The 12,411-nt window shown below is 38.1% G+C and carries 12 protein-coding genes and 1 pseudogene; 10 read left to right on the forward strand and 3 right to left on the reverse strand.

Features of this window, described 5'->3' with window-relative positions; genetic code table 11:
* Nucleotides 1–84 precede the first annotated feature (84 nt).
* The 5 genes and pseudogenes from EP58_RS02625 to EP58_RS02645 all read left to right on the forward strand — a co-directional run bounded on the left by EP58_RS02625 (nucleotide 85) and on the right by EP58_RS02645 (nucleotide 4,771).
* Entirely contained in the window at nucleotides 85–453 is a 369-nt protein-coding gene (locus EP58_RS02625; protein WP_036089793.1) for a single-stranded DNA-binding protein, read from the forward strand.
* Nucleotides 454–864: 411 nt separating this feature from the next.
* Nucleotides 865–1,680, forward strand: a complete 816-nt coding sequence (locus EP58_RS02630) for a LysM peptidoglycan-binding and 3D domain-containing protein (RefSeq protein WP_036089698.1) — start codon at nucleotides 865–867, stop codon at nucleotides 1,678–1,680.
* 166 nt (nucleotides 1,681–1,846) lie between these two features.
* Complete coding sequence (locus EP58_RS02635; protein ID WP_036089699.1) at nucleotides 1,847–2,578, forward strand: WecB/TagA/CpsF family glycosyltransferase; 732 nt, start codon at nucleotides 1,847–1,849, stop codon at nucleotides 2,576–2,578.
* Between the two features lie 7 nt (nucleotides 2,579–2,585).
* Nucleotides 2,586–3,711, forward strand: a pseudogene (gene menC / locus EP58_RS02640) (o-succinylbenzoate synthase).
* A gap of 22 nt (nucleotides 3,712–3,733) precedes the next feature.
* A complete protein-coding gene (locus tag EP58_RS02645) occupies nucleotides 3,734–4,771 on the forward strand; it encodes a glycosyltransferase family 4 protein (protein WP_373862733.1) in 1,038 nt (345 codons plus the stop codon).
* 61 nt (nucleotides 4,772–4,832) lie between these two features.
* Here the strand turns inward: EP58_RS02645 and EP58_RS02650 are convergent, their stop codons facing one another.
* The 3 genes from EP58_RS02650 to EP58_RS02660 form a co-directional block, all read right to left on the reverse strand.
* Nucleotides 4,833–5,873, reverse strand: a complete 1,041-nt coding sequence (locus EP58_RS02650; protein WP_036089706.1) for an LCP family protein — start codon at nucleotides 5,871–5,873, stop codon at nucleotides 4,833–4,835.
* A gap of 249 nt (nucleotides 5,874–6,122) precedes the next feature.
* On the reverse strand, nucleotides 6,123–6,665 hold the full coding sequence (locus EP58_RS02655) for a GNAT family N-acetyltransferase (RefSeq protein ID WP_052164767.1): 543 nt from the start codon (nucleotides 6,663–6,665) through the stop codon (nucleotides 6,123–6,125).
* A complete protein-coding gene (locus EP58_RS02660; protein ID WP_036089708.1) occupies nucleotides 6,666–7,301 on the reverse strand; it encodes a YigZ family protein in 636 nt (211 codons plus the stop codon).
* Nucleotides 7,302–7,712: 411 nt separating this feature from the next.
* Here EP58_RS02660 and EP58_RS02665 point away from each other — a divergent pair, with 411 nt between their 5' ends.
* The 5 genes from EP58_RS02665 to hpf all read left to right on the forward strand — a co-directional run bounded on the left by EP58_RS02665 (nucleotide 7,713) and on the right by hpf (nucleotide 12,312).
* Nucleotides 7,713–8,399, forward strand: coding sequence for a response regulator transcription factor (locus EP58_RS02665; protein ID WP_036087343.1), 687 nt, complete (start codon nucleotides 7,713–7,715; stop codon nucleotides 8,397–8,399).
* A 24-nt stretch (nucleotides 8,400–8,423) separates the two neighbouring features.
* Nucleotides 8,424–9,275, forward strand: a complete 852-nt coding sequence (locus tag EP58_RS02670; protein ID WP_036089710.1) for a DegV family protein — start codon at nucleotides 8,424–8,426, stop codon at nucleotides 9,273–9,275.
* 298 nt (nucleotides 9,276–9,573) lie between these two features.
* Nucleotides 9,574–10,854, forward strand: a complete 1,281-nt coding sequence (locus EP58_RS02675; RefSeq protein ID WP_052164769.1) for an ATP-dependent helicase ComFA — start codon at nucleotides 9,574–9,576, stop codon at nucleotides 10,852–10,854.
* Nucleotides 10,855–10,999: 145 nt separating this feature from the next.
* Complete coding sequence (locus EP58_RS02680; protein WP_159106205.1) at nucleotides 11,000–11,533, forward strand: ComF family protein; 534 nt, start codon at nucleotides 11,000–11,002, stop codon at nucleotides 11,531–11,533.
* Nucleotides 11,534–11,748: 215 nt separating this feature from the next.
* Nucleotides 11,749–12,312 (forward strand): ribosome hibernation-promoting factor, HPF/YfiA family, encoded by a 564-nt coding sequence (hpf, locus tag EP58_RS02685; protein ID WP_036089716.1) that lies wholly within the window; start codon nucleotides 11,749–11,751, stop codon nucleotides 12,310–12,312.
* Nucleotides 12,313–12,411: the final 99 nt, after the last annotated feature.

The raw sequence follows: 12,411 nt of genomic DNA on the forward strand, positions 1-12,411 counted from the left end.
CATAGAAAAAAATTTTTTTATGTATTTTACAGATTGGAAGTGAGGAGGTATGCTGATGGTACTAAAAAAGAAAAGAGTGATAATATGATTAATCAGGTAACATTAGTTGGCAGATTGACTGAGGATCCAGAAATGCGCTTTACATCAGAAGAAAAGGCAGTTGTGAATGTTACTGTGGCTTTGAACCGATTCGGAAGAGGTAGTAGGCTAGATCAAGAAGCAGACTTTATTCCTTGCGTGATATGGGGAAAACAGGCAGAAAATACAGTGGAATACTGCAGGAAAGGAACACTAGTTGGGATAAATGGAGAACTACAAACGAGAAACTATGTAAATAGGGAGGAGAAGAAGATATATGTTACGGAGGTTTTAGTAGATAAAATAAGATTTTTGAGTAAAAATAAGGAGCAAAAAGCAGACGATTCGGAAATGACAGTAGAGGAAAGTAGCTAAAAATAGAGATAACAATTGTAATCTACTGTTATATTTATAGATAGATACTAAAAAAATAGTCCAAAAATGCTGCTATTTTTGCCAAATTTCATTGTTTGAATACTATTTTTGAAATGTTTAAATTTGCTAAATATCATATATTGATATAAAGAAGTTCTGTTTCTTAACTATTTCAAAAAATAAAGCGATGTAAGAACATGTTTGTGGGAGAACGCTTGTCTCAATTAACTAGGTATATTAAATCTGAAATAAAATAATAAGAAAATTCATTCAAATGAGTTTATTAACGAATGTTACGCATAATGGGAGGATTTCAAGAGGTGTGTTACGTAGCCTTAATGGTTTAGTAACCTAATGCCTTCTCCCATATGATACGATTATTCTCGAAGTTATCAAGGAGGTAATTATTACATGAAGAAAACAGTAGCTACTATTGCAGCAGGTATAGTCCTGGCTGGAATTGGATCAACTCAGGTTAGTGCGGCAGAATACACGGTGCAATCAGGAGACTCACTATGGAAAATTTCGAATGAAAATAACATCTCCATAGATCAATTAAAACGAGTTAACAATTTAAGTTCAAACGTTATTTATCCAAATCAAAAATTAGAAGTTGCGACAGTTAAATCATCCACAAACACAGGTACATACAAAATTGTACCAGGCGACACTCTAAGTAAAATTGCTCAAAATCACAATGTTACAGTTGCTCAATTAAAATCTTGGAATTCTCTATCATCTGATTTGATTATTGCAGGTGAGACCTTAAATATTGGAAGTACGCAAACAGAAACTACGGCTCCTGCATCAGAAACACCGAAGCAAGAAACGAAATCGGATACGCCAGTAGTTCAAAAAGAAACAACGCAAAAACAAGAGGCGGCAACTAGTACGCCGAGCAAACAAACGCAAAGTTCAAGTAAAAGCACATCTAAAAGTGTAGCTAAAACCGTAACAGTGACTGCGACCGCTTACAGCAAAGCAGAACCTGGCATGGGGCATGTGACAGCATCTGGTATTGATTTAAATGACAATCCAAGAGTTATAGCTGTGGACCCGTCTGTTATTCCACTAGGATCTAGAGTCTATGTAGAAGGATACGGAGAAGCTATCGCTGCCGATACTGGCGGTGCCATCAAAGGTAATAAAATTGATGTTCATTTAGATAGCGTGCAAGCTTGTTACAATTGGGGCGTTAAGACTGTAAAAGTTCAAATTCTAAACTAAGAATAAGTTAGTGAAATTCGTGATTGGTAATTATATCAATCACGAATTTTTTTGCGTTGTTTTCCCAGTTACATAATGAGATAAGGAGAGAATATATAATTTTAGCATAGGAAGAATCGGATATTTATGATAAACTTAGAGATATGAGAAATATAGGAGTGAACATATGAAACGGACGGTTGAGATTCTAGGTATTCCATTTTATAATGTTTCTCAGAATGCTTTTGTAGATGAATTGATGGACGCTGCTTTGAATAAGAAGCGTAGGTTTATTGTGACGGCCAACCCCGAGATAGTTATGCATGCACAACAAGATTTGGAATTTAACCAAGTGATTCGGCAAGCCGATTATGTTGTCGCGGATGGCATTGGAGTGGTTAAGGCTGCAAAGAGTATTGGGAAGCCGCTTAAAGGAAGAGTAACTGGATATGATACAATGTTGGGGCTTCTTGAGAAAGCAAATGAAATGAACCTGAGAGTATATTTTATTGGAGCTAAACCAAATGTTATAGAAAAGCTAAAAGAGCATGTTAGTGTGAAGTACAGTCATATTGAAATTGTAGGCGCACGTGATGGTTATTTTGAAACTTCTGAATCAGAAGCAATCGCAGAAGATATTTTAATGAGTCAAGCGGATTTTGTATTTTTAGCCCTTGGGTTTCCGCGACAAGAAAAATGGATATCAGCATACTTAGATAAATTTGAAAAAGGTGTATTTATGGGTGTTGGTGGTAGTTTTGACGTCCTTTCGGGGTGTACGAAACGCGCACCTAGTTTTTGGGTGAAATTTAATTTAGAGTGGCTGTATCGCATTTTATCGCAACCTAGTCGCTGGAAACGAGCATTGGCCATCCCTCGATTTATGTTAGCCATGAAAAAACAAAGAAGGCAAGGGTGATTTTTATATGGTTATCGAGGAAGCTGTTATATATCATCTTGTTATGCCTCTTAGAGAGACGTTTAAGACTAGTTACGGCTCTATGAAGGATAAACACCTATGCATCATTAAAATCGTCTCAAACGACGGATTAGAGGGTTATGGTGAGCTCGATGCGTTTGCTGCACCGTGGTACACAGAAGAAACAACAGAGACTGCAGCATTGATCATTAAAAATCACTTACTACCTATGCTGAAGAACGTTAATCTCACCAATCCTGATCAAATAAATCAAATTTTTCAAGTTATCCGGGGAAATGAGATGGCAAAAGCTGCTGTTGAAACGGCTGTTTGGGATATTTTCTCAAAAATGTCGGAACAACCGTTAACGACTTACTTAGGTGGTCAAATAGGCAATATCCCTGTTGGAGTTAGTATAGGAATTAAAAAAAATCTTGACGAGTTGGTGCATACTGTATCTAACTATGTTAACGATGGGTATTCGCGAGTAAAGCTCAAGATTAAGCCGGGGTTTGATATAGGGCCAGTCGAGCGAATCAGACGCGATTTCCCGAAACTATCATTGATGGTAGATGCTAATTCTGCATATAGTAAATCAGATATTGCTGTACTCAAGCAATTGGATCGATATAATTTAGCTATGATAGAGCAGCCATTTGGTGTAACGGATTTTGTGAATCACGCGTGGTTGCAAAAACAGCTACAAACGCCAATTTGTCTCGACGAAAATATTCGATCTTTAGAGGATGTAAAGCAGGCAGCTGAACTAAATAGTGCTAAGGCAATTAATATTAAAATAGCTCGTGTTGGTGGCTTAACAGAAGCGCTTAAAATAGCTACATTTTGCTATGAAAACGACATGATTGCTTGGTGTGGTGGCATGTTCGAAGCAGGTGTTGGTCGTGCGCATAATATTGCTTTAGCCTCTCGAACGGAATTTAGTTTTCCAGGGGATATCTCAGCCTCTAACCGATACTTTGAGAGGGATATCACGAAAGAAGAATTCAATATTAAGCAAGGGAAAGTAACGACTCCATCGGGGTTGGGAATAGGTGTGGAGATAGACCAACAAAGTCTAGATTCCTACTGCAAACGACGAGAATATATCGTTTTAAACTGAAGGATGGAGCTGAAATTAATTTGCAAATATGGATTATGATTATTTGCTTTCTAATTGGGATTTTGATTATCCCATTAGTCCGCAAATTTGCTTTTTTTATCAATGCAGTTGATGAGCCTCGTGAAAGGCATATCCACACAAAAATAACACCAACACTAGGCGGCTTAGCCATATTTTTGGCGTTTACTGTAGGAATGTTACTACTAGCTGTCGATAAAAGTGACTTTTTACCAGTTTACATAGGTGCAGTGATTATTGTCGCGACTGGATTCATTGATGACATTATTGAATTATCACCTAGATGGAAATTAGTTGGTCAAATCAGCGCGGCGCTTTGTGTTGTGCTATGGGGACAGATAACCATCGAATTTATTAATATTCCCTTTATGGGGCCGTTATATTTCGGAGTATGGGCAATCCCGATTACCCTTATTTGGATTGTAGCTATTGTCAATGCATTGAACCTTATTGATGGGTTAGACGGCTTGGCTGGCGGTGTTTCCATTATAGCTTTACTAACGATTGCTGGGATGGCATTATTACTGCAAGACGTTTTTGTGGCACCAGTAGCATTTATGTTGATTGCTTGTATTTTGGCTTTCCTTGTTTATAATTTCCCGCCTGCAACTATTTTTATGGGGGACACGGGCTCTTTATTTTTAGGGTATATGATTGCAGTACTATCCTTGATGGGCTTTAAAAATGTGACTTTTATCTCTATACTGGTGCCTTTAATTATTTTAGGCGTGCCGCTTTCTGATACTTTTTTTGCAATCATAAGGAGGTTAAAAGCGAGGACACCAATTTCAATGGCCGATAGATCGCATATCCACCATAGACTGATGGCATTAGGTTTTTCGCAAAGGCAGACTGTATTACTGATTTATTGTATGGCTATTTTGTTTTCGATAACGGGTTTTGTATTCTCGTTTTCGACTACATGGGGAGCCGTTATTCTATTAATATTATTAGCATTTTGTATAGAAATTATCGTAGAATTTATTGGTTTAATTGGAGAAAACTATCGTCCGATTTTGAATATACTATCCAAAATTAGAAGGAAAAGACCATAGCAAAAAAAAGGCGCTAAGTAACTGGGGAGAATTCTCCTAGATACTTAGCGCCTCTTATTATTTAATTCTCTTCGCTGTACGGTAATGCGTTAGGGAATGGCTTATTGACACCTTGAAGTTGCCCAGCAAATTCATTAGCAACACTCTGCACAGAGTTCTCGTCTAGTTGGTAATAATAGACGCCATCTTGCGGGGCATCTGCTCCTTTAAGCGAGAGAGATTTCATGTCAATATCATTCGTCATACCATATTTAGCAATGGAAAGCATCTGTGAAAAAGTCATATTTGTTTTCATGTTGTCTCCAACAGCTTTAATAACATCGGAGTACTTATTTATGGAGCCGATAGAGGTGGACTTATCAATAATTGCCTTCATAACGAGCTGTTGTCGCTTGCCGCGCTCGATGTCATTATCGATATGTCGTGTTCTAGAAAGCGCTAATGCTTGCTCTCCATCGAGTTTTTGCTTTCCTTTTTTCAGTGTAATAGTACCAGCTTGGTCTTTTGAGTTTTGTTCCGTGAAATCAACGGGAACATCAACTTCAACACCGTCCAGAGCGTCAACTATTTCCAAGAAAGCGTCGAAATTGAAGCGAACATAGTAATCGACAGGAACTTGGAACAAATCTTCTACTGTTTTCATCGTTAGCTCAGGACCACCATACGCATGAGCAGCGTTTATTTTTGTATATCTGTCAGTTTTACCGTCTTTGCTTTCTATATGGACGTAAGAGTCACGAGGAATACTTGTCATCTCGAGTTTGTTATCTTTTACATTGAGCGTTGCTAAGATAAGTGCATCGCTACGAGGATTACCGCCATTATTCGCTTGTCGTTTTGTACTATCATCTACACCGATAATTAGAAAAGAAAAGCTGTCTTTAATCGGGTCAACATCTTTATTACGTAGAGATGATGCCTCTCCGCTTCTCACGTTATCGTAGGAATTATCTACAGCAAGTTTTGCCGAACTGAACAAATATGTAGCATATCCAGCACACGCAAGTACGATTAGCATCAATGGAATCAGGACTGAAAAAAGTACCAGTCGGCGGCGTTTATACTTCGCGCTTCTTGGAGCTGGGCTTTTGTTTATAGGCATGAATTATTTTCTCCTTATAATTAAATTTCTAGCTAAATCCCGAAGTAAAGTATTTGCATATGCAATAGATGCAATTGTACCATGATAAGAAGCTTGGTTTGTTACAGTAAATTTACGTTTGCTTTAAAGTTATAGTAAAGAACATTGCAAAACAAAGGTGCTTTTTTCTATTATACATAAGTAAGGCGTAAAAGAACATTAAAATCATCATAAATAAGGCAAAATAAGTCGTATGTAATAGCATTTTAGTTAAATTATTCCACGACTATACTGTTTTATAGCTTTTAAGGTTTTTGTACTCATATCCAATTCTGATACCGTTTTTTCGAAGTGAAACCCTAATTTTTCTAACAATCTGATAGAAGCTTCGTTTTCTGGAGCTACTTTTGCTGTGAAAATAAGAATGTTGCTTGTTGATTGGACTATTTGCATGAATGCTTGGAGAACCTCTGACATAATGCCAGACCCCCAGTATTTTTTCTTCAGTTCATATCCAACCTCAGCAGTCATTGTATCAATGTACAACTCATTAATGCCAAAAGAGCCGATTATTTCACCACTGGTTTTATCCATAATAACATACCTGTTAGCTGCTTTTTCTTGAAGTATAGCCAAGATAATTTCGCGCGCTTGCTCAACTGTGCTAAATGTCTCAATATTCATAAAGCGTGTTACATCTTCATCTGACCATACCTGTAGCATTTGATCGGCATCATCGAAAGTCATCCTCCTATTTTGCGTGCGCGTGGTTTCGAATTCGGTAGGTATTTTTCGCAATATATCTACTAACATTTAGCTAACATCCTTTTCACGATATTTTTTCCCAGTTTCATGCATTTCCACCTGCCCATTTGTTAAGTTTGTAGCCCACTCTTGAAATAAAGCGACATCATTACTATCAACATAAACATCAAGAACAACTTTATCAGTGAAGGCTGTACCGGCGATTTGGTACCCTTTTTTCTCCAGCGCGTTTTCAAATTTTGCGTGGGAGGAGTAATCAAGTGTGCATGAGATAATAATAGCAAGCGAACGCTCTACGATGCCTAAAGTGCTACAAGTTTCGCTAACCGCATTACTATATGCGCGTACAAGACCACCAGCCCCTAGTTTGACGCCACCAAAATATCTAGTGACAACAACAGCAACATCTTTTAATTGTTTCTTCTTTAAAACTTCAAGCATCGGCACACCAGCTGTACCGCTTGGTTCCCCATCATCATTAGCTTTTTGATACTGATCACGCTCGCCAAGCAAGTAGGCAGAGCAGTTATGACTAGCATTCCAATTTTTCTTTTTGACATTAAGAATGAATTCTTGCGCGGATTGCTCATCTGTGGCTCGAATAATAGAGCAAATAAATCTAGATTTTTCAATAATTATTTCATGTTGCCCAGCTACCTTAATTGTTAAATATTTTTCTAGCATATAGGCCTCCAATAGTTAATTTAATGATCTTATTTCACATTCTAACGGAAAAAAGGAAGCGTGTATAGTTAGAAAATGTGTTTGTAGCATATTTGAAAGGTGAAGTGGGAGCAAATTCATGGTATAATGAATGTCGTTGTTACTTTCGATAGATAAAATTTTTATCGTCTAGGCATTTTTGTGGGAGACTCGAAATATATCAAGTGATAATCTCTCACGGATTGTATAGGAAGTAATTGGCGAACATAACATAATTATGAGAACGATGGCTTCTAGAAAAGCATGAAATGATACAGAGAAAAGCTATAGGAATATAGTCGATAAATTAATCTGAGTGGTCTTTAGAGCTACTAAAGGGATAAAAATGGGAACGAATATGAAAATAAGAATTTTGAAGGAGGATTTCTCATTATGACTGTAAAAATCATGATTGTAGACGATCATCAATTATTTCGTGAAGGTATAAAGCGTATACTAGAACTAGAAGATTCATTTGAAGTAGTTGCAGAAGCCGAAAATGGAAAAAATATAGTTGCTAAGGTGCGCGAATATCGACCAGACATCGTGCTTATGGATATAAATATGCCTACTGTAAACGGTCTGGATGCCACAGAAATGCTAGTGAGACAATTTCCGAGTATAAAAGTGGTGGTGTTGACTATTCATGATACAGATGAATTTGTTACAGAGGCTCTGCGCGCTGGAGCAGTGGGCTATTTACTTAAAGAAATGGACGCTAAAGATCTTGTTGATGCTATCAAGACAGTGGAAGATGGTGGGGCATATATCCACCCGAAAGCTGCTATCAAATTAGTTCGTGAATATCGTCATTTGGCTAGTACTAATAATGCACAGGGCGCGTATGGTTATCAGCAACCGGAAGTCAAGATGCCATTACATATTCTCACGCACAGAGAATGTGAAGTTTTGCAGCTATTGACGGATGGTAAAAGTAATCGTGGCATTGGAGAAACACTTTTCATTAGTGAGAAGACTGTTAAAAATCACGTGAGTAGTATTTTACAAAAAATGAAAGTAAACGATCGTACGCAAGCTGTTGTGACTGCAATCAAAAATGGCTGGGTATTCATCAGATAAAATCGTTAAATTTGAGGTGACTTTATGGGGGAGAAAATTGCTATCGTGACTGACAGTACTGCTTATTTACCCCAAGCAGTAATCGATAAGTTTGAGATTTATAGTGTGGCGCTTTCTGTGACGATTGACGGGAAGTCTTATGTGGAGAATAAAGATATCGATGAAAGCAACTTTTATGGCATTGTGAAGGCGGCTAAATCCTTTCCAACAACGTCTCAACCAGCGCCAGGTGATTTTGTTCTTTTATATGAAAAATTGCGGGACAAGGGCTTTGATAAAGTTATTAGCGTCCATCTTAGTAGCGGGATTAGCGGTACCTATCAGAATGCTGTATCGGCTGGAGCAATGGTAGAAGGCATTCACGTTACGGCGTACGATTCTGAAATAGCGTGTATGGCTATGGGAATGCTAGTGGAGAAGGCTGCAAAATTAGCAACTACAGGAGCTGAATTAGACGTCATTTTGGCGCAATTGGATGCTATGCGTGATGCTATGGGTGCTTATTTCATTGTGGATGACTTAAATCATCTTGCAAGAGGTGGTAGGCTTTCCAATGCTCAAGCGATTATTGGGAGTGTTCTCCAAATTAAGCCAATCCTTCATTTTGAGGAGGCAAAGATTGTTCTGTTCGAAAAAATTAGAACACAGAAAAAAGCATTTCGCAGAATTGAAGGTCTTTTAGCTGAGGCTGTAGAAAATGGTCAAGCGCAACAAGCATACATTGTTCATGGCAATTGCTATGAAAAAGCAGAGAACTGGAGAGCGGAGTTACAGAAGGCACATCCTAATGTAGATTTTAATATCAGCTATTTCGGCCCGGTTATTGCAACGCACCTTGGTGAAGGTTCGTTAGCTCTCGTATGGACAATAAAATAAATATTTTCAGCCTCCTATTAGTTTAGGAGGTTTTTTACTAGTATAGCGCACAAACAAGAAAAAATAAAAAGCATAAAAAAGTTCAAACAAACCATAAAAAGTCTGAGAAAAGGCCGAAAAAGTAAATATTACTCTAAAATGTATGCCAATAAAGCTGTAATCAGGGATGAAAATCGGAATATGGCAATTGGCAAACATTTTTTATTTCGTGTATAAATGGGTATACGAGGTGAGGATATTGCAGAGAAAAATAGAGGGAAGGCTATTTTCAGAAGAAGAAACCCTTGATAGTAAAGGCATGCAACAAGTTAAAGCGATTCAAATCAATGAGAATAAGAAATTGTGTTTTAGATGCGGAAATAATCAAGAGACCCTGTTTTTTAAATCTCCTTGCAGTCATTGTGGTAGTGAAGAATGTTGGTATTGCAGAAACTGTATCATAATGGGGAAGATGACGGCGTGTGCCAACCTTTTCTTTTTACCTAGCGTGATGAGTACCTCACATCAAAGAGATACTTACTTGGCTTGGAAAGGAGAATTATCCCCAGGTCAACGAGTGGCATCCGATAAAGTGCATCAAGCCGTAAAGGATAGAGAAAACCTACTTTTATGGGCCGTGGCTGGTTCTGGGAAGACAGAAATGATGTTTGAAGGGATGAATGAAGTGCTGGTCAACGGTGGGCGTCTGTGTGTGGCTTCACCCAGAGTAGATGTTTGTTTGGAACTATTTCCACGGTTGCAAGAAGTGTTTCCGGACGTGGATATGGTTTGTCTATACGGCGATTCGACAGATGTTTACAATGGGGAACGTTTTGTAGTAGCGACAACCCATCAACTCGTTAGATTTTATGAAGCGTTTGATGTTGTTTTTATAGATGAGGTGGACGCCTTTCCGTATGCTAAAGACCCATTTTTGGAATACGCTGTTAAAAAAGCACAATTACGAACAGGTTGCTCCATTTTTATTACAGCAACGCCAGACAGAAAATGGCAAAAAGAATGCGGTAATGGAAAGCGTAATTTTGTGAAAGTCCCGGCGCGTTACCATAGAAAATCGCTTCCTGTTCCTCAGAAAATATGGGTAGGGAATTGGAAAAAAGAATTACAAAAACAAAAAATTCCTAGCAAGATACACCAATGGATGAGACAAAAGCTGAGCGAGGATTGTCCCGTCTTACTGTTTTTTCCGGAAATCAAAGTCATGCTAGAGGTGGCAAGCATCCTTGAACATCTAAACTTCGAGCCGCTTTTGACGGTTCATTCGGCGGATCCAGAGAGGAAAGAAAAGGTGCAACAAATGCGAGACGGAACGATTCGATTATTACTTACAACGACAATTCTTGAGCGTGGAGTAACCTTTACAAATGTGCAGGTAGGCGTCTTCGGAAGTGAAGGGAGAATTTTCACGGAATCAGCCTTGGTCCAAATATCAGGTCGCGCTGGACGGAAATTTGATTATCCAAGTGGAGATGTGTTATTTTTTCACAATGGTGTTTCTAAAAATATGGCATTGGCGATTTCGCAAATAAAAATGATGAATCAACTTGGAAAGCGTCAAGGGTTGTTAGATGAAAACTAAGTGCCTCCTATGTGAAACAGAGTTGATATCGGAAGTTTCTTGGGGAAGTTTATTTAAGTTAGAAAAAGAGCGTGTAATCTGTATCAGGTGCGAATCTAAGTTATATCGTATTGATAATGCTACCTGTAGCAAGTGCGGTAGACAGATGGCGGATCCTGATGAAGCGTTAATTTGCGAAGATTGCCAAAAATGGGCGAAAAAAGAACGGCAAGGCTATTTACACAAAAATATGGCTTGTTACACATATAATGAATTCGCTAAGGATCTAATGGCTCTCTATAAATACAGGGGAGATTACGCGATTGCAGCAGTTTTTGCAGAGCGATTGAAAGCAAAGTGGACAGAAATGAATAAAGAGGTCACAATACCGCTACCAATCAGTTCGGAGCGGAGAAAAGAGCGCGGATTTAATCAAACAGAAGGACTCCTTCATTTTGCAGATATTCCATTTGTGACAGAGCTAAAGAGAGAGCACACCGAAAAGCAATCTAAAAAAACACGCAAAGAAAGAATCGAGCAGGAGCAGTTCTTTTTTGTAGAAAACAAAATGGTCATTCAATCCAAAGAAATAGTACTAGTCGACGATATCTATACAACCGGAGCCACGTTGCATCTGGCCGCAGAAGCCCTTGTGAAAGCAGGTGCTAAAAGCGTATCATCACTCACTATTTTCCGTTAAAGCAAAATTTTCAATTATTTTAGGTTTGTATTTGAGGATTTGTGGAATGAATAGAGTAACAGCATCATACTTACAGACTATGTAAGCAGTTGGAATATAGTAATTTTGCTCTGTGTAAATGTTTGCAAAATACTACATTATAACGTAGACTGTATCTAAGAAGTCATTCACTTCTTGCAAAGTATGATTTGTTTTATTTCAAAGGAGGAATTGCTATGCTAAAGTATAACATTCGTGGCGAAAACATTGAAGTAACGGAGCCAATTAGAGAGTATGTTGAAAAGAAAATCGACAAATTAGAGCGCTATTTCAGCGAGGCTCCAGATGCTAATGTTCATGTGAATCTTAAAGTTTATTCCGATAAGAATGCAAAGGTTGAAGTGACCATTCCTCTCAAAAATTTAGTGTTACGTGCTGAAGAAACGAGCGGGGATTTATATGCAAGTATTGATTTAATTGTAGATAAATTAGAGAGACAGATTCGTAAACACAAAACAAAAGTGAACCGTAAATTCCGTGATAAAGGCGCTGAGCATGATTACTTTGCTTTTTCAGAAGTAAATGGCAGTGCTGCAGCAGATGAATTTGAAAATGACAGCGAGCTAGACATTGTTCGTACAAAGGAATTTTCTTTGAAACCAATGGATAGTGAAGAAGCTGTACTTCAAATGAATTTATTAGGCCATAGTTTCTTTGTATATACGGATGCAGAGTCAGACGGCACAAATATTGTGTATCGTCGTAAAGATGGTAAATACGGTTTAATTGAAACCAATTAACTTAGACTGTCCTCTAAAAGCCGGGATCCAAAACAAGGGGATCTCGGCTTTTGTTGTCAATACCTAATTAAAAATAAAATAGTGAATGACGAAAAACGG

The sequence above is a fragment of the Paenilisteria newyorkensis genome (assembly GCF_000766145.1).
GTDB classification, from domain to species: Bacteria; Bacillota; Bacilli; order Lactobacillales; family Listeriaceae; genus Listeria_A; species Listeria_A newyorkensis.